The organism is Collinsella sp. TF07-1 (assembly GCF_003437235.1).
Lineage (GTDB): Bacteria > Actinomycetota > Coriobacteriia > Coriobacteriales > Coriobacteriaceae > Collinsella.
Genome location: NZ_QSRV01000011.1, coordinates 1 through 18,052, shown reverse-complemented (window position 1 = coordinate 18,052; position 18,052 = coordinate 1). Strand labels below are relative to the sequence as shown.

The following is an 18,052-nucleotide window of genomic DNA, read 5'->3' as shown; positions in this document are numbered from 1 at the left end:
AAGTATGAATCTTTCATCCCAGAAGAGCGCGATCGCACTCTCCGCGTCCGCGGCCGCGCTGCTCATGCCGGTTTCCGCGTTCGCTGAGGACGGCGCTGCCGGTGCGGACATCCTCATCCCTAAGATGGCGGAGTTCATCCCGGCGCTTATCGCCTTCCTGATTATCTGGATCGTGCTGGCCAAGGTCGCCCTGCCGGGCATCATGAAAACCATGGAGGAGCGCGGCAAGAAGATCGAGGAGAGCCTCGACGAGGCCGAGAAGACCAAGCAGGAGGCTATCGCCAAGCGCGCTGAGTCCGACTCGATCGTCACCGACGCCCGTCGTCAGGCTGCCGACATCGTTCTCGAGGCCCGTAAGGACGCCGAGTCCGAGCGCGCCCGTATCATCGAGGCTGCTCACAAGGAGGCCGAGGAGATCATCGCCAAGGCCCATACGACCGTCGAGGACGAGCGCAAGTCCATTTACGCCGGTGCCGCGAGCTCCATCGCCGACCTGTCCGTTGCCGTCGCCACCAAGATCGTGGGCGAGGCACTCGAGGACGATGCCGAGCAGAAGAAGCTCATCGAGCGCTACATCCAGGAAGCAGGTAGCCTGAATGCCGACTAGCCGCTATCAGGACAAGGTGCTCGAGACCTACGCGCGCTCCCTTCTGGAAGCCGCTAAGGCCGAGAACCATGTGTTCGAGGACCTCGAGATGATCGAGCGCTTGGCTTCTGCCAGCCCCGAGATCATCGCCGTGCTCGACACCATGTCCAAGCGCGACCAGCTCGACCTTCTTCCCAAGGTGGCAGCTGCCTTTAAGTATGTTGCCGAGGAAGACGAGGATGTAGTGGGCGTGACCGTCACCACGGCGATCCCGCTCGACGACGAGCTGCGTCAAACCATCACTAAGAAATGCGAGCAGGACTTCGGCCGCAAGGTATTCCTTATCGAGCAGGTTGACCCGTCTATCGTGGGCGGCCTGGTGCTCGAGGCCCGCGGCGAGCGTCGTGACATTTCCGTCAAGACGCAGCTGCGCATCGCGCAGGAGACCCTCGCAAACTCTGCTAATTCGTACGGAGGTGAAGCCTAATGTCCGAAACCCTCAATGCCCAGGATATCGCCAAGAAACTGCAGGAGCAGCTCACGAGCCTCTCCGCGACGGTCGATACGCATGAGGTTTCAACGGTCGACGAGGTAGGCGACGGCATCGCGCGCGTCTCCGGCCTCAAGAGTGCCATGGCAGGCGAGCTTCTGGAGTTCAAGAGCTCCGATACCGGTGAGACCGTCTTCGGCCTTGCCCAGAACCTTGACCGTGACGAGGTCGGCGCCGTTCTGTTCGGTGCCGTCGACTCCATCAAGGAAGGCGACGAGTGCCGCACCACTGGCCGCATTATGGATATCCCCGTGAGCCGTGCCATGCTCGGCCGCGTCGTCAATCCGCTCGGCCAGCCCATCGACGGCCTGGGCGACATCGTCGCCACGCACCGTCGCCCCATCGAGTTCAAGGCTCCCGGCGTCATCGATCGTACCCCGGTGTGCGAGCCGGTTCAGACCGGTCTGCTCGCTATCGACTCCATGGTGCCTATTGGCCGCGGTCAGCGTGAGCTCATCATCGGCGACCGTAAGACCGGTAAGACCGCCATCGCCATCGACGCTATCCTCAACCAGCGCGGCAAGGGCATGGTCTGCATCTATGTCGCCATCGGCCAGAAGGCCTCCACGGTTGCCAACATCCGCGAGACCCTCGCTCAGCACGGTGCGCTCGACTACACCATCATCGTTTCGGCCACCGCTGCCGATTCCGCCCCTATGCAGTACATCGCGCCTATGGCCGGTGCCGCTATCGGCGAGTTCTTCATGTACAACGGCGAGGACGGCAAGCCCGCCAGCGAGACCAACCCCGGCGGCCACGTGCTCGTCATCTACGACGACCTGTCCAAGCAGGCTGTGGCCTACCGTCAGATGTCGCTGACGCTGCATCGTCCGCCCGGACGCGAGGCCTATCCTGGCGACATCTTCTACCTGCACTCTCGTCTGCTCGAGCGTGCCGTCAAGATGTCCAAGAAGAACGGTTACGGCTCCATGACGGCACTGCCGATCATCGAGACCCAGGACGGCGACGTCTCGGCCTACATTCCGACCAACGTCATTTCCATTACCGATGGTCAGATCTACCTGCAGTCCGAGCTCTTCTTCCAGGGTCAGCGCCCGGCAGTCGACGTGGGCATCTCCGTGTCCCGCGTCGGTGGCGATGCGCAGACCAAGGCTATGAAGCAGGTTGCCGGCAACCTTCGCCTGGACCTCGCTTCGTACCAGGAGCTCGCTGGCTTTACGCAGTTCGGCTCCGACCTCGACGAGGCTACTCAGAAGCAGCTGACCCATGGTGCTCGCATGACCGAGCTCCTGAAGCAGCCGCGTTACAAGCCGTTTGAGGTTGGCGAGCAGATCGTTACGCTGTTCGCTGGCAACGAGGGCTTCCTGGATGACCTGGAGATCGCCGACGTGCTGCCCTTCCGTGCCGAGCTCATCGAGTACATGGACAATGGCTTTGGTTCGCTGCTCGACAAGGTTCGCGCCAAGAAGATCGATGATGACACCAAGGCTGAGCTCTTGCGCGTCATCGGCGACTTCAAGCAGCAGTTCATGGCCAAGCACCATTCGGATGTTTCTGGATCAGAGGAGAACTAAGCCCCATGGCCAACCTTCGCGACATTAAGAAGCGAATCTCCTCGGTTACCACGACCAAGCAGATCACGCGCACGATGGAGATGGTCTCTACGGCCAAGATCCGTCGTGCCCTCGATCGCTCCAAGCAGGCCGAGCCCTATAAGGAGGCGCTGACCGACGTCATGTTGACGGTCGCCGGCGACGCTTCCTGTTCGGGCACCGATCCCATGCTGCAGAAGCATGAGAGCGTCAAGCATGGCCTGATTGTCGTTATTGCCTCGGACCGCGGCCTTGCCGGCGGTTTCAATACGACGGTGGAGCGCACGGCCGAAAAGCTCGCCGCTTCTTGGGCGAACGACGGCATCGAGTGCGAGATCATCGCGTGTGGGCGCAAACCGGCCACGTATTTCCGTGACCGCGCAAACGTCGTCATGCACTTTGAGGGCAACTCCTCTGAGCCCGATTTCAATCAGGCCCGCATGATCTCCTCTCATATCTGCGATGCGTATCGTGCCGGTGAGCTTGACCGTGTCGAGCTTGTCTACCACCACGCCAAGAACCGCGTGGATCAGGAGCTTCGCGTCGAGCATCTGTTGCCGCTCGACCCCGAGATGATCGCTATGGCCCACGGTCCGCGTAAGAACGAGACCGACGCCCCTAAGCGCATCTCGTCCACGTTCGAGTTCGTGCCCTCTCCCGAGCATGTTCTCGGCAAGCTTGTGCCGTCTTATATCCTGACGGTCATCTACCAGGCCCTGATCGATTCGGCGGCTGCCGAGCAGGGTGCACGCCGCAAGGCCATGCACTCCGCGACGGAAAACGCCACCGCGATCATCTCGACCCTTACCCGCACGTATAGTCGCGTGCGCCAGGCTTCGATCACGACCGAGATTAACGAGATCGTCGGCGGAGCCTCAGCATTGGAGGAACAGTAATGGCTAATAACACCGTAAAGCTTGCGGTCGAGGAAGCCACCAAGAAGACGACTGCCGGTGATGGTCGCATCGTGCGAATCATCGGCCCTGTCGTCGACGTCAAGTTTGACGGCGCGGTGCCCCCGATCTACAACGCGCTCACGGTCGAGGCCGAGACCCCGATCGGTCATCTGAGCACGATCCTCGAGGTCGAGAGCCAGCTTCCGGGCGGCGTCGTCCGCACGGTCGCCATGTCCTCGACCGACGGCCTGCAGCGCGGCCTCATCGCCACCGATACCGGTGAGCCCATGAAGATGCCCGTTGGCCCCAAGACGCTCGGCCGCATTTGGAACGTCATGGGCAAGCCCGTCGACGGCAAGCCCATGCCCGAGGTGGAGGAGTTCTACCCCATCCACCATGCAGCGCCCCGTTTCGACGAGCTCACCACCAAGACCGAGATCTTCGAGACCGGCATCAAGGCCGTCGACCTGCTCGAGCCCTACATCCGTGGCGGCAAGACGGGCCTTTTCGGCGGCGCCGGCGTCGGCAAGACCGTTCTGATTCAGGAGCTCATCAACAACCTCGCCCAGGAGCACGGCGGCACCTCGGTGTTCACCGGCGTCGGCGAGCGTACCCGCGAGGGCACCGACCTGTTCCTCGAGATGAGCGAGTCTGGCGTTATCGACAAGACCTGCTTGGTCTATGGTCAGATGAACGAGCCGCCTGGAGCGCGTCTGCGCATCGGTCTGGCCGGCCTTACCACCGCTGAGTACTTCCGCGATCGCGGCCAGGACGTTCTGCTGTTCATCGACAACATCTTCCGCTTCTCCCAGGCGGGTTCCGAGGTTTCCGCACTGCTGGGCCGTATGCCGTCCGCCGTTGGTTACCAGCCCACGCTGGCAACCGAGATGGGCGACCTCCAGGAGCGCATTACCTCGACCAAGACGGGCTCCATTACCTCCGTCCAGGCTGTCTACGTCCCCGCAGACGACCTGACCGACCCGGCGCCTGCCACGACGTTTACGCACCTCGACGCCACCACGGTTCTTTCGCGTAGCATTTCGTCGCTCGGCCTGTTCCCGGCTATCGACCCGCTCGCGTCTTCCTCCGACGCTCTCGATCCCTCGATCGTCGGCGAGGAGCACTACCGTGTTGCCGTCAAGGTCCAGGAGCTCCTGCAGGAGTACTCCGACCTTCAGGACATCATCGCCATTCTGGGTATGGACGAGCTGTCCGAGGAGCAGCGCCTTACGGTCAACCGTGCTCGTAAGATTCAGCAGTTCCTCTCGCAGTCCTTCCACGTCGCCGAGAAGTTCACCGGTAACCCCGGTGTCTACGTCCGCGTCGAGGATACCGTCCGCTCTTTCGCCGAGATTGTCGACGGCAAGGCCGATGACCTGCCCGAGCAGGCTTTCCGCTATGCTTCCACGATTGAGGACGTGCGCGAGCGCGCCCGCAAGATGGGGGAGAAGTAGGTTATGCGTATCCGCATCGTGTGCCCCGTGAGCTGCGCCTATGAGGGCGACGCTGCGTTTGTGTCGATTCCGTCCACGGATGGCGAGTTTGGCGTTCTGCCTGCTCACTCCAGCGAGATCTGCACGATCGACCGCGGTTACGTTCGCGTTTCCGATAAGGCCATGGGCACTGTCGACCACACGTTTGCCGTGGCCGGCGGCTATGCCCAGGTTGCGGACGATGTCGTGACCGTTCTCGCCGAGCGCGCTTGCGATTTGGCGACCGTCGATGCCGACAAGCTTAAAGCTGATATTCAAGGTTTTGAAGAGAAGCTGGGTAATTTGTCGGAGGATGATGCACGCCGCGCCTACCTCTATAATGAAATCGCATGGTGTAAGCTCAAGCTTGCCCAATAGTCAAACGATTTAGCGTTCGACCATTTGCGAACACATCATGCCCGGGATGGCTTGGCCACCCCGGGCATGCTTTTTGAAAGGGTAGACCTTGGATATTATCCGCGTTGAGGGTGGCCACGCCATCGGAGGCTCCGTGCCCGTCTCGGGTGCTAAGAACTCCGCGCTCAAACTCATGGCGGCAACGCTTCTGGCGCCGGGCAAGACGACGCTGCAGAACGTGCCCGATATTTCCGATGTCCACGTGATGGGCAAGGTGCTCAAGGGCATGGGCGCTACGATCGATGTTCTCGACGAGCACACGCTCGAGATTGATACCTCTCAGGTCGATTCATGGGAGGCCCCCTACGAGCTCGTTGCCAAGATGCGCGCTTCCACCGCCGTCATGGGACCCCTGCTGGGCCGCTTCCATCGCGCCAAGATCGCCATGCCGGGCGGCTGCAACCTAGGTGCCCGCAAGATCGACATGCATATTCTGGGTCTCGAGGCCCTGGGCGTCGAGTTTGATACCGCCCACGGCTACATCAACGCCAGCGCGCCTCAGGGCCTGCGCGGTACCACCGTCACGCTCGAGTTTGCCAGTGTCGGTGCGACCGAGAACCTCATTATGGCATCCGTGCGCGCGCAGGGCACCACGGTTATCGACAATGCCGCCCGCGAGCCCGAGATCGTCGATCTCGCCAACATGCTCAACGAAATGGGTGCCAAGATTGTTGGCGCCGGTACGCCTGTCGTGACCATCGAGGGCGTGGAAGAGCTGCATCCTGTTACCCATCGCGTAGTAGGCGACCGCATCGAGGCCGGTACCTTTATCGTCGCCGGTGCGTTGATGGCAGACGATCGCGGTGTCGATGTCACGGGCTTTTGTCCCATTCACTTGGGTATGGTGCTCAAGAAGATGGAGCTCATGGGTATCGACTGCGAGCGCGTCGAGGATGGCGTCCATGTGAACCGTGCCGAGCGTATCAAGCCGGTCGACATCCAGACGCTTCCGTTCCCCGGCTTCCCGACCGACATGCAGGCACAAATTATGGTGCTCTCCGCCCTCTCCGACGGCAGTTCCGTTATTACCGAGAACATCTTCGAGAATCGCTTTATGTTTGCCTCTGAGCTGGTGCGCATGGGTGCCGACATTCGTATCGAGAGCCATCATGCCATGATTCATGGCGTCAAGGGCTTCTCGGGCGCACAGGTTACCTCGCCCGATCTGCGTGGCGGAGCGGCCCTCGTCGTAGCGGGCTTGATCGCCGACGGGACGACCGAGGTTTCGGCTATCCATCACATCAAGCGCGGCTACGAGCAGTTTGTCGAAAAGCTGCAGGCGCTCGGCGCGCATGTCGAGCATGCTACCGTCCCCGATCCCGTCATCTACTAATACAGGTTGCCTATGTTTAATAAAAAGCCCCTCGCGGATACCACCACCCGAAGACCCTCAACTGGTGCGCAGGCCAAGATCTACAGTCGCGATAACGTGGCTCGCTATTCCGAGCGCGCTCGTCAACGTCGCCGTAGCCACACGATCCGTCACGTCGCGCTCATTGTCGTGCTTGGCGTGCTGCTGAGTGCCACTACCGCTGCCGGCCTGTGGTTTGCCACCATTATGGGCAAGCTCGGCGATTCTAATGTCATTACTGACAATCTGCGTCGGGTTCTGGTTGACACCGATGAGGCAAAGGATCCGTTCTACGTGCTGCTTCTTGGCACCGACGGCCGTCCGGGCGAGGATACGTATCGTGCCGACTCGATTATCCTGGCACGCATCGACCCCACGCAAAAGCAGGCGACGCTCATTTCCGTTCCGCGCGACACCAAGGTCGAGTACAAGGGCGAGACCATGAAGATCAACGCCTGCCATACCGTTGGCGGCGCCGAGGCCATGGTCGAGGCGGTCAACGAGCTGTGCGGTGTTCAGATTTCCCACTATGCCGAGGTCAGCTTCGACGGTATGCAGGCACTGATTGATTCGGTTGGCGGTATCGACATTAACGCAACCGATGATGTTGACGACCCCGAGCACCTGGATATTAAGATTACCGCTGGCCAGCAGCATATGGACGGTGCCACCGCCCTTACCTATGCCCGCTGCCGCTACGCCTATGCCGACGGCGATTACACGCGCATGCGCCACCAGCGTCAGGTGCTTGGCGCCCTTGCCAACCAGATTCTCAATAACTTCGATGCCACGAAGATTTTTGGCCTGGTTAATTCGCTGTCCGATATGCTCGTAACCGATATGAGCGTTCAGGATATCGTGGCTACGGTCAACGCCATGCGCGGTATGGATGTCGACGGTATCTACTCGGCCAACCTGCCCTCGTACGCCGACGACAGCACCATGATCGACGGTGTGAGCTACGTCTTTGTCTACGAGGACGAGCTCAAGGAAATGATGGAGCGCGTCGATGCTGGCAAGGATCCCAAGGGTCCCAACACCATGGGTCTTTCCGACGGTTCCAGCTCTACGATCGGCGACCTGAACAACAACACGTCTGACGATTACGCAAACGGTACCGCAACCTCATCGGTCAGCTCTGACGATTCCGATGACTCAAGCGATTCGAGCGATTCGGACTACTACGAAGAGCCAACCGGCGACGGCAACGGCTACGAGGCCAATTATTAGGGTTACGCGGGCTTACCAGCCCGCGTAACCAGTTGACGCTGCAAACCCGCCAGAGCGGCAATCTGCCTTTCAACTTCGGCGGCATGATCAAAAGATCAATGCCGCCTCGTTTCAAGGCACCTTGCTCGCTCTGGCGGGTTTTCGCTGTCGTTGCCAAAACATCGGCGTTGCCTTGGTCCGGACTAGTCGTTGGGTAGTCATTGGGGACGTTTTTAAACGACTAGTCAAACAAGAACCTCCCCAATGACTACCCACAAAGCGAGAGTGGATGTCGTCATTTTGCGGCACTTGGGGACGTTCCTTTTGTGCCGGCAGTTTGGGACACTCCTTGCGTTAAGAGGCTGGCGTGCGTCAACCTGTTCTCATTGCAGCAAAAAATCGCCCCGTTCTCGGTTGAGGACGGGGCGATTCGTCTTTTGGACTTGTGCAGCCAGGCTTATGCAAAGCGGGAGACGAGCTCCTGGAGCACGTCGGTCATCTTGACGAGCGAACTGACCGGGACGAACTCGTTGACGCCGTGGTAGCAATAGCCGCCGGTGGAAAGGTTGGGGCAGGGCAGACCGCGGAACGACAGCTGCGCGCCGTCGGTGCCGCCGCGAATCGGCAGCACTTGGGGCTCAACGCCGCAGGCAAGGTAGGCTTCCTTGGCAACATCAATAAGCTCGGGATAGTCACGAACGATCTCGGCCATATTTCGATACTGCTGCTTAATCTCGACCGTCACGCGCTTGTCACCCAAGCGCTGGTTGAGCATCGAGGCGGCGGCATCAATAAGGTCGAGTTTCTGCTGGAACTTGGCTGCGTCATGGTCGCGGACGATATAGCGTGCTGTGGCGTGATCGACGGTTGCAGATACACCCTCAAGGTGATAAAAGCCCTCGTAGCCTTCCGTATACTCCGGGCGCTGCACGTAGGGGAGCAACGCGTTGAAGTCGCAGAACAGATTGCCTGCGTTAACCATACGGCCTTTGGCGTCGCCCGGGTGGATGGACTGGCCCTCAAAGCAGACGGTCGCCTCAGCGGCATTAAAGCACTCCCACTCCAGCTCGCCGATGGGGCCACCGTCGACCGTGTAGGCATACTTGCAGCCAAAGGTATCGATATCCAACAGCTCGGCTCCGTGGCCGATCTCCTCGTCAGGGCAAAAGCAAATGCCGAGTGCGGGATGGGGCAGAGAAGGGTCCTGAGCGATACGCGCGACAAGCGACATGATCTCGGCGACGCCTGCCTTGTCGTCCGCGCCCAGCAGCGTGGTGCCATCGCTGCAGACCAGGTCCTCACCCGCGAGGTCGTTCAGGGCGGGAAGCTTGGCGGTACTCATGGCAACGGGCTTACCGTCAACCGTGCCGCAGACCAGGTCGCCGCCTTCGTAGTGCACGATGTGCGGCTTCACGCCGGCGCCCGGTGCAACTTCGGTGGTGTCGAGATGGGCGATCAGGCCCAGGGCGGGCTTGTCCTCAGCGCCCACACTTGCGGGGATATGCGCGCAGACATAGGCGTGCTCGGTCACGTGGGCATCTTCCGCACCAAGCTCGCGCAGCTCTTCAGCCAGCACGTTGGCAAGGTCAAACTGAACGGCGCTCGAGGGTACCTGGTCGCAGTTTGCATCCTCGGACTGCGTGTTGATCTGGACGTAGCGCAAAAAGCGCTCGAGGACATCGGGGTTCGTGGTGGTGTTTTCCATAAAGACCGCTCCAATCTTGGTCGTCGTGTGCAGCAAGAACTCTAGCACGGTATGCCACGGCATACCGCGACGCTTGGATGGGGTAGAATCAGCCATTGAATGCAGAAGGGACGGAAGATCATGGATACGACAAATAGCTCGCGCGAACTACATCTGACGGTGGCGAACGAAGACTACTTGGAGTGCATGGTTCGCATTGAAAGCGAAGAGGGGGAAACCAACGGCGTGCGATCGGTCGACATCGCGCAGCGCCTTGGCGTCTCCAAGGCATCGGTCAATAAAGCGGTTTCGGCGCTCAAGGCATCCGAGCTTGTCGAGCAATCGCACTATGGCAAGGTAATCCTGACCGATCGCGGCCGCGAGGTTGGCACGGCTATCTGGTACCGTCATCGCCTCATCCGCACGTTTTTGGTTCAGGAGCTCGGTGTCGAATTTGAGCGAGCCGATTCCGAGGCCTGCATGATGGAGCATGCGCTATCCGAGGACACGATGAGCCGCTGGCTCGCCTATCTCGAAAAGCAGGGAATCAGCGTCGAGGAATAGCGGGATATATATGGATACGAGTTATTACAACCGCTTTGGTGCCGAGGAACTTACGCGCCGCTTGTCGAGCGAGACCTTGTTGGCGCAGGGCCCCATGGGCAGTGTTCTGTTGAGTGAGTACGACGCCGCCGATATTCCACCGGCGTTTTGGAATCTGGCGGAGCCGCAGACCGTTTCTCGTATCCATCGCTTGTATGTCGCCGCCGGTGCGCAGGTGCTCATTACCAATACCTTTCAGGCATCAAGCTATGCCCTCAAGCACGACCAGATTGCGCCGTCCGTGGCGGAGGTCAATCGCGGGGCCGTCGACGATGCCCGCCAGGCGCACCCTCAGCTGCTGCTGGGCTCGATGGGTCCGATCGGTATTGAGTGGTTTGCCGAGGACTCTGCCGAGTTTCGTGAGATCCGAGGCATTGCGCGCGAACAGGCGCACGCCTTGCTCAATGCCGGCGTTGACGGTCTGCTGGTCGAGACGGTGACGTCTATCCGTAATTTGCAGCCCATGCTTGCCGGCGCTCGAGATGCCGCCGACGGCATGCCTGTCCTGGTGAGTTTTGTCGTTGACGATAAAGGCGACCTGTTGGGCGATGGCCTCAACATCGAGGCAGCCGTTTTGTACGCCGAAAAACACGGCGCAAACTCGGTTGGTGTTAATTGCTGTTCGCTTGCGGCCGCGAACGCGGCGGTGCCTAGGATGGTTGCATCGGCGACTACTCCCGTCACGGTGCGTCCCAACGTGGGCGATCCGGTCCAGACTCAGGATGGCCCCGTATGGCACGAGAACCCCGAAGCTTTCGCGCGCGCATGCATCGAATGGAGACATGCCGGTGCCGCAATGGTGGGCAGTTGCTGTGGAACCACGGCAATCACTACGGCAGCGATGGCCGAGGCGCTCGATATATAAAGGGCAAAACCGCTCCATACGGGGCGGTTTTTTTATTGCCTGCATGTCCTCGGCAGCATTTGCCCAAATGGTGAATGCTGGTGCCGGCAGGTTGCCGAGTGTGTATCGCGGGTATACCTCATGCGTACCATGATCCAAACACTGTGAGGTGTCTGCGCGTGTGCGCGATAATTCATTTTGGAACTGACGGTTGGCGCGCTCGCGTCGATGAGGACTTCACTGCCGATAACGTTGCCCGTATCGCCGATGCCGTCGGCGAGTTGTGGCAAAAGACCAATCCGGGCAAAACGGTATATATAGGGTTCGACACTCGGCCCCTGGCGCGCGAGTTCGCTGAGCTTGCGGCGGGTGTGCTAGCAGCGCACGGGCTAGACGCCGTGCTCGCTTCGCGACCTGTTCCGACCCCTGCCCTTACGTGGGCGGCGGCTTATGACGGTGAGGCGTGCGGCGCGCTCATGGTGACGGGGTCCCATCATCCGCAGGGTTATCTGTGTCTCAAGATTCGCATGGGTGACGGCTCGACCGCCAACCAGGATGTCATCGAAGAGCTCGAAGAGACCATGGCTTCCGAGCCAATGGGGATCGAGGGGCAATATCGCACCGCGGATATCATTCCTGACTATATGCAAGCGGTGGCATCGTTTGTCGATGCCGAAGCCATCCGCGCCGCGCACCTGCGCGTGGTGGTTGATCCCATGGGCGGCGCAGCCCAGGGCTATCTGGCCGACTTGCTGCGCGAGCTTGGTGTTGAGGTGCACGAGATTCATGCCGGGCAGGCACCTGACCAAGAAGATATCTGCCCCGACCCCGTTGAGCCGTGGGTGGACGCTTGCGAGCGCACGGTTATCGAGGACGGAGCTTGCGCTGGCCTGGTGACCGACGGCGACGCCGACCGTATCGGCGCGGTTGACGAGCGCGGCAGATATATACATCCGCATCAGATCATGGCGCTCGTTTTGGGCGACTTGGTTCAATTTCGTAATTTGGAGGGGCGCGTCGTCGTCAATCTTTCGTGCTCGACGCTCGTGCGTCGCATTGCCGAGGCGCTTGGCTGCCGCGTGACCGTCAAACCAGTCGGTTTCAAATATATAGCGGCGGAGATGAAGAAGGGCGGCGTCCTCATGGGCGGCGAAGAAGCCGGTGGTATCGGCATCGCCGCGCATATGCCCGAGCGCGATGGAATCCTCGCCTGTCTGATTCTGTGTGAGCTTATGGCAAAGACGGACGCGCCTTTGGGCGTTCTGGTCGACCAACTCGAGGACAGATTTGGTAAGACGAGCTATGGGCGTCGCGATTTGCGCCTTGAGGCCGAAGACGCCGAATCGCTGCGAACGCTGCTTCCTGGCATGAATCCTAAATCGATTTGCGGCAAGGCGCCGCAGGCTGTAAGCCATATGGATGGTTTACGTTTGGCATTCGAGGATGACACCTGGCTGCTGATCCGCCCCAGCGGGACCGAACCGGTGGTTCGCGTATACGCCGAGGGGTTCTCGGTGGAGGAGCGCGATGAGTTGCTCGATGCCGGCTGTGCCTTGGCTAAGGGAGCCTATCAGCTTTAGCCATATGACGCTTCACTATAAAGAGGCCCTCGGTGAGCGGTAGAGAACGGCTGGCAAACGTAAGCAGGGTTTTAATATGTGTAGGAAATGTGTACGCCCAGATTCCCGCCCCCGGCGCCCCTCCGGTCTGGCAATATATCTCCTTGCCGCGCGGCCCGGTCGGACCGGATCAGCCGCCAGGCGTGCACCTTGAGAACCGGATACTGCGAGGATGGACACATTCAGTGTCGCATCCGGGCAGACATCGAACCATTTGAAATGGTCTAACTTGGATTTGTTTTTCGCAAGGCCGCCGAGAGGCGGCCCCGAGAAATTCCTTTTCCTATACAGAACCATATGAATCGAACGGAACCGATCAGCGATGGACTGAGAGGACCGGACGGGCTCGAAGCCCAGATATTTTGGACGGAGAGTTCGATCCTGGCTCAGGATGAACGCTGGCGGCGCGCCTAACACATGCAAGTCGAACGGCACCCACCTTCGGGTGGAAGCGAGTGGCGAACGGCTGAGTAACACGTGGAGAACCTGCCCCCTCCCCCGGGATAGCCGCCCGAAAGGACGGGTAATACCGGATACCCCGGGGTGCCGCATGGCACCCCGGCTAAAGCCCCGACGGGAGGGGATGGCTCCGCGGCCCATCAGGTAGACGGCGGGGTGACGGCCCACCGTGCCGACAACGGGTAGCCGGGTTGAGAGACCGACCGGCCAGATTGGGACTGAGACACGGCCCAGACTCCTACGGGAGGCAGCAGTGGGGAATCTTGCGCAATGGGGGGAACCCTGACGCAGCGACGCCGCGTGCGGGACGGAGGCCTTCGGGTCGTAAACCGCTTTCAGCAGGGAAGAGTCAAGACTGTACCTGCAGAAGAAGCCCCGGCTAACTACGTGCCAGCAGCCGCGGTAATACGTAGGGGGCGAGCGTTATCCGGATTCATTGGGCGTAAAGCGCGCGTAGGCGGCCCGGCAGGCCGGGGGTCGAAGCGGGGGGCTCAACCCCCCGAAGCCCCCGGAACCTCCGCGGCTTGGGTCCGGTAGGGGAGGGTGGAACACCCGGTGTAGCGGTGGAATGCGCAGATATCGGGTGGAACACCGGTGGCGAAGGCGGCCCTCTGGGCCGAGACCGACGCTGAGGCGCGAAAGCTGGGGGAGCGAACAGGATTAGATACCCTGGTAGTCCCAGCCGTAAACGATGGACGCTAGGTGTGGGGGGACGATCCCCCCGTGCCGCAGCCAACGCATTAAGCGTCCCGCCTGGGGAGTACGGCCGCAAGGCTAAAACTCAAAGGAATTGACGGGGGCCCGCACAAGCAGCGGAGCATGTGGCTTAATTCGAAGCAACGCGAAGAACCTTACCAGGGCTTGACATATGGGTGAAGCGGGGGAGACCCCGTGGCCGAGAGGAGCCCATACAGGTGGTGCATGGCTGTCGTCAGCTCGTGTCGTGAGATGTTGGGTTAAGTCCCGCAACGAGCGCAACCCCCGCCGCGTGTTGCCATCGGGTGATGCCGGGAACCCACGCGGGACCGCCGCCGTCAAGGCGGAGGAGGGCGGGGACGACGTCAAGTCATCATGCCCCTTATGCCCTGGGCTGCACACGTGCTACAATGGCCGGTACAGAGGGATGCCACCCCGCGAGGGGGAGCGGATCCCGGAAAGCCGGCCCCAGTTCGGATTGGGGGCTGCAACCCGCCCCCATGAAGTCGGAGTTGCTAGTAATCGCGGATCAGCATGCCGCGGTGAATGCGTTCCCGGGCCTTGTACACACCGCCCGTCACACCACCCGAGTCGTCTGCACCCGAAGTCGCCGGCCCAACCGCAAGGGGGGAGGCGCCGAAGGTGTGGAGGGTGAGGGGGGTGAAGTCGTAACAAGGTAGCCGTACCGGAAGGTGCGGCTGGATCACCTCCTTTCTAGGGAGATAAATCTTCTAGAGAGAAAACACTTTAACTCGAATAGAGGGCAGGAGCCCGTCCGGTTGATGTCCGCCAGGATGATTCCCCGCAGCACCCGGTCCCCGGGGTCGCACCCGCGTACCTTGAGAGCCGCATAGCGATAGGAGAGAGATGGAAGATCATTCTTCCAGACTCGATTCTTTTCTGCGATTTATCAGACAGAATGATAGCAATCATTCATCCGATCCAAACAAGAAGAATTCACTTATATATGAGTGAGGAGCATCTGATCGCGAGCACAGTCAACTACTGTGCCGCGGTATGAGATACCCGAATTGCGACATACGAGCGCTATTCATGATATCGATTAATTTAACTTAATTAGCGACACGTGGATATCCCGCGGGCCCGAGAGCGGTCCCGCAAGATACCACGGGCGCACGGCGGATGCCTTGGCACAGGGAGCCGATGAAGGACGCGGCAAGCTGCGATAATCCCCGGCGAGGAGCACACATCCTTCGACCCGGGGGTCTCCGAATGGGCGAACCCATGCACAGCAGTGTGCATATCCCCCCGCTGAACGCATAGGCGGGGGGAGGACAACCCGGGGAACTGAAACATCTAAGTACCCGGAGGAGAGGAAATCAATCTCGAGACTCCCCGAGTAGCGGCGAGCGAAAGGGGACCGATGGCCAAACCGTCGAGCGGGCATACCCGGCAGGGGTTCCGCCGACGGGGTTGCAGGGCCGCGCATCCGGGGGCTGCCGCCCCCGGGCGCAGGTCCGGCTGGGGAGCGGAACGGCATGGGAGGGCCGGCCGCAGCGGGTGACAGCCCCGTACGCGAACCCAGACCGGACGGCGCGACGCGGTCCCTGAGTAGGGCCGGGCACGTGAAACCCGGTCCGAACCTGGGTGGACCACCATCCAAGCCTGAGTACTACCCTGTGACCGATAGCGCACCAGTACCGTGAGGGAAAGGTGAAAAGCACCCCGGGAGGGGAGTGAAACAGTACCTGAAACCGTGCGCCCACGAGCAGTCGGAGCACCTATATGGTGTGACGGCGTGCCTTTTGTAGAATGAGCCAGCGAGTCGCTGGCGCGGGGCGAGGTTAACCGAAAGGGAGCCGGAGCGAAAGCGAGCCTTAACAGGGCGACTTGAGTCCCGCGCCGCGGACGCGAAGCCGGGTGAGCTATCCGTGGGCAGGCTGAAGCGGGGGTAAGACCCCGTGGAGGGCCGAACGCACGTCGGTTGAAAACGGCGGCGATGACCTGCGGATAGGGGTGAAAGGCCAATCAAACCCGGAGATATCTCGTTCTCCCCGAAATAGCTTTAGGGCTAGCGTCGCGCGTTCACCGCCGGAGGTAGAGCACCGGATGGACGAGGGGGCTTCGCCGCCTACCGAATCCAACCGAACTCCGAATGCCGGCGGCCCAGAGCGCGGCAGTCAGAGCATGTGGGCTAAGCTGTGTGCTCGAGAGGGAAACAGCCCGGACCGCCCGCTAAGGTCCCCAAGTTCCAGCCGAGTGGCAAAGGATGTGCGTCCGCCCAGACAACCAGGATGTTGGCTTAGAAGCAGCCATGCATTCAAAGAGTGCGTAACAGCTCACTGGTCGAGTGGACATGCGCCGACAATACACGGGGCTAAGCTGGACACCGAAGCGGCGGGATTTTGATTTTCAGAATCGGTAGGGGAGCTTCCCATGGGCGGGGAAGCCGCCGGGCGACCGGCGGTGGAGCGCATGGGAGTGAGAATGCTGGCATGAGTAGCGAGAGACGAGAGAGTAACTCGTCCGCCGTGAACCCGAGGTTTCCTGGGCAAGGCTAATCCTCCCAGGGTCAGTCGGGGGCTAAGGCGAGGCCGGAAGGCGTAGCCGACGCGCAGCAGGCAGACATTCCTGCACCGCGCACGCGGCGCTACGACCGACGGGGCGACGGATGGGGGTGGCTCGGCGGGGTTCTGGACGTCCCCGTGATGGAGCGCGGCCCGCGGACCAGGGAAATCCGGTCCGCACGAGGGCGAGGCTCCGGACGAAGCACTTAAGCGAAGCGAGTGAGCCCGAGGTCCCTAGAAAAACCCCTAGGCAGGCGCGTGCGCGCCCGTACCGCAAACCGACACAGGTGGGTGGGTAGAACATACCGAGGCGATCGGGTCAACCATGGTCAAGGAACTCGGCACAATGGCCCCGTAACTTCGGGAGAAGGGGTGCCCGCGCGTACGTGAACGGACTTGCTCCGGGAGCGGAGGCGGGCCGCAGTGGAGAGGCCCAAGCGACTGTTTACCAAAAACACAGGACTCTGCAGAAGCCGCAAGGCGACGTATAGGGTCTGACGCCTGCCCGGTGCCGGAAGGTCACGCGGAGGAGTTAGCGCATCGCGCGAAGCCCCGAAGCCAAGCCCCGGTAAACGGCGGCCGTAACTATAACGGTCCTAAGGTAGCGAAATTCCTTGTCGGGTAAGTTCCGACCTGCACGAAAGGCGCAACGACTTGGGCGCTGTCTCGACCATGGACCCGGTGAAATTGCACTGGTCGTGAAGATGCGACTTACCCGCGGAAGGACGGAAAGACCCCGTGAACCTTCACTGCAGCTTGGCATTGGCCGCTGGTCCCGCGTGTAGAGGATAGGCAGGAGGCACAGATCCGGAGGCGCCAGCCCCCGGGGAGCCGCCCTTGGAATACTGCCCTCGCGCGACCGGCGTCCTAACCCGAGGCCGTCGACCGGCTCGGGGACCGTGCCAGGCGGGCAGTTTGACTGGGGCGGTCGCCTCCTAAAGGGTAACGGAGGCGCGCGAAGGTCCGCTCGGGACGGTCGGCAACCGTCCTTTTGAATGCAAGAGTACAAGCGGGCTTGACTGCGAGGCCCACAAGCCGAGCAGGTGCGAAAGCAGGCTCTAGTGATCCGGCGGCCCCGAGTGGGTGGGCCGTCGCTCAACGGATAAAAGGTACTCCGGGGATAACAGGCTGATCTTGCCCAAGAGTCCACATCGACGGCAAGGTTTGGCACCTCGATGTCGGCTCATCGCATCCTGGGGCTGGAGCAGGTCCCAAGGGTACGGCTGTTCGCCGTTTAAAGCGGTACGCGAGCTGGGTTCAGAACGTCGTGAGACAGTTCGGTCCCTATCCTCCGTGGGCGCAGGAGAATCGATGGAGGCTGCCCCCAGTACGAGAGGACCGGGGTGGACGCACCTCCGGTGAACCGGTTGTCGACCAACGGCACGGCCGGGTAGCCGCGTGCGGCGCGGATAACCGCTGAAGGCATCTAAGCGGGAAGCCGTTCCAGGGATTAGTTCTCCTTCCGGTAAGGGCCCAGGTAGACTACCTGGTCGATAGACGGCAGGTGCAAGGCTGGCGACAGCCTCAGCCGAGCCGCACTAATCGCCCGAGCTCTTCCGGAACCGCACCTCGCGGCCCGCGGGAC

12 protein-coding genes and 2 rRNA genes are annotated in these 18,052 nt (G+C 61.1%); 13 read left to right on the top strand and 1 reads right to left on the bottom strand.

Going from position 1 to position 18,052, the window contains the following annotated elements:
* The first annotated feature begins 4 nt into the window (after positions 1–4).
* The 8 genes from atpF to DXC67_RS05630 all read left to right on the top strand — a co-directional run bounded on the left by atpF (position 5) and on the right by DXC67_RS05630 (position 8,055).
* Positions 5–607: a F0F1 ATP synthase subunit B gene (gene atpF, locus DXC67_RS05665; RefSeq protein ID WP_006235712.1), complete on the top strand. Its 603-nt coding sequence runs from the start codon at positions 5–7 to the stop codon at positions 605–607.
* Positions 597–1,073 carry a FoF1 ATP synthase subunit delta gene (locus DXC67_RS05660; RefSeq protein WP_006235713.1) on the top strand — a complete coding sequence of 159 codons (477 nt, stop codon included), beginning with the start codon at positions 597–599 and terminating at the stop codon, positions 1,071–1,073. The genes atpF and DXC67_RS05660 overlap by 11 nt, the downstream gene beginning before the upstream one ends.
* A complete protein-coding gene (atpA, locus tag DXC67_RS05655) occupies positions 1,073–2,671 on the top strand; it encodes a F0F1 ATP synthase subunit alpha (protein WP_035138794.1) in 1,599 nt (532 codons plus the stop codon). The genes DXC67_RS05660 and atpA overlap by 1 nt, the downstream gene beginning before the upstream one ends.
* A 5-nt stretch (positions 2,672–2,676) precedes the next feature.
* Positions 2,677–3,585, top strand: coding sequence for an ATP synthase F1 subunit gamma (gene atpG / locus DXC67_RS05650; RefSeq protein ID WP_006235716.1), 909 nt, complete (start codon positions 2,677–2,679; stop codon positions 3,583–3,585).
* Entirely contained in the window at positions 3,585–5,039 is a 1,455-nt protein-coding gene (gene atpD / locus DXC67_RS05645; protein ID WP_006235717.1) for a F0F1 ATP synthase subunit beta, read from the top strand. Before atpG ends, atpD begins: the two co-directional genes overlap by 1 nt.
* Before the next feature lie 3 nt (positions 5,040–5,042).
* Positions 5,043–5,435: an ATP synthase F1 subunit epsilon gene (gene atpC, locus DXC67_RS05640; RefSeq protein WP_006235718.1), complete on the top strand. Its 393-nt coding sequence runs from the start codon at positions 5,043–5,045 to the stop codon at positions 5,433–5,435.
* A gap of 88 nt (positions 5,436–5,523) precedes the next feature.
* Positions 5,524–6,807 carry a UDP-N-acetylglucosamine 1-carboxyvinyltransferase gene (gene murA, locus DXC67_RS05635; protein WP_117637668.1) on the top strand — a complete coding sequence of 428 codons (1,284 nt, stop codon included), beginning with the start codon at positions 5,524–5,526 and terminating at the stop codon, positions 6,805–6,807.
* A 12-nt stretch (positions 6,808–6,819) separates the two neighbouring features.
* The gene (locus DXC67_RS05630; RefSeq protein WP_117637667.1) at positions 6,820–8,055 is read left to right on the top strand and encodes an LCP family protein; all 1,236 of its coding nucleotides are present in this window, start codon (positions 6,820–6,822) and stop codon (positions 8,053–8,055) included.
* Positions 8,056–8,491: 436 nt separating this feature from the next.
* On the opposite strand, the gene pepT is transcribed toward DXC67_RS05630, so the two are convergent.
* Positions 8,492–9,739: a peptidase T gene (pepT, locus tag DXC67_RS05625; RefSeq protein ID WP_117637698.1), complete on the bottom strand. Its 1,248-nt coding sequence runs from the start codon at positions 9,737–9,739 to the stop codon at positions 8,492–8,494.
* Positions 9,740–9,859: 120 nt separating this feature from the next.
* On the opposite strand from pepT, the gene DXC67_RS05620 reads away from it, so the two are divergent.
* From DXC67_RS05620 to DXC67_RS05600, 5 genes are all read left to right on the top strand, one after another.
* Positions 9,860–10,282, top strand: a complete 423-nt coding sequence (locus DXC67_RS05620; RefSeq protein WP_040359600.1) for a metal-dependent transcriptional regulator — start codon at positions 9,860–9,862, stop codon at positions 10,280–10,282.
* A 10-nt stretch (positions 10,283–10,292) separates the two neighbouring features.
* Positions 10,293–11,186: a homocysteine S-methyltransferase family protein gene (locus DXC67_RS05615; protein WP_117637666.1), complete on the top strand. Its 894-nt coding sequence runs from the start codon at positions 10,293–10,295 to the stop codon at positions 11,184–11,186.
* 158 nt (positions 11,187–11,344) lie between these two features.
* The gene (locus DXC67_RS05610; protein WP_117637665.1) at positions 11,345–12,745 is read left to right on the top strand and encodes a phosphoglucomutase/phosphomannomutase family protein; all 1,401 of its coding nucleotides are present in this window, start codon (positions 11,345–11,347) and stop codon (positions 12,743–12,745) included.
* Positions 12,746–13,147: 402 nt separating this feature from the next.
* A 16S ribosomal RNA gene (locus DXC67_RS05605) occupies positions 13,148–14,653 on the top strand.
* Between the two features lie 402 nt (positions 14,654–15,055).
* A 23S ribosomal RNA gene (locus DXC67_RS05600) occupies positions 15,056–18,029 on the top strand.
* Together the 16S and 23S rRNA genes form the textbook arrangement of a ribosomal RNA operon.
* Positions 18,030–18,052: the final 23 nt, after the last annotated feature.

Excerpts from the sequence above, each read along its gene's own strand:
- DXC67_RS05630 (WP_117637667.1), top strand. The coding sequence starts at position 6,820 with ATGTTTAATAAAAAGCCCCTCGCGGATACCACCACCCGAAGACCCTCA.
- atpC (WP_006235718.1), top strand. The coding sequence starts at position 5,043 with ATGCGTATCCGCATCGTGTGCCCCGTGAGCTGCGCCTATGAGGGCGAC.
- atpG (WP_006235716.1), top strand. The coding sequence starts at position 2,677 with ATGGCCAACCTTCGCGACATTAAGAAGCGAATCTCCTCGGTTACCACG.
- atpF (WP_006235712.1), top strand. The coding sequence starts at position 5 with ATGAATCTTTCATCCCAGAAGAGCGCGATCGCACTCTCCGCGTCCGCG.
- pepT (WP_117637698.1), bottom strand. The coding sequence starts at position 9,739 with ATGGAAAACACCACCACGAACCCCGATGTCCTCGAGCGCTTTTTGCGC.
- DXC67_RS05620 (WP_040359600.1), top strand. The coding sequence starts at position 9,860 with ATGGATACGACAAATAGCTCGCGCGAACTACATCTGACGGTGGCGAAC.
- atpD (WP_006235717.1), top strand. The coding sequence starts at position 3,585 with ATGGCTAATAACACCGTAAAGCTTGCGGTCGAGGAAGCCACCAAGAAG.
- DXC67_RS05660 (WP_006235713.1), top strand. The coding sequence starts at position 597 with ATGCCGACTAGCCGCTATCAGGACAAGGTGCTCGAGACCTACGCGCGC.
- DXC67_RS05615 (WP_117637666.1), top strand. The coding sequence starts at position 10,293 with ATGGATACGAGTTATTACAACCGCTTTGGTGCCGAGGAACTTACGCGC.
- atpA (WP_035138794.1), top strand. The coding sequence starts at position 1,073 with ATGTCCGAAACCCTCAATGCCCAGGATATCGCCAAGAAACTGCAGGAG.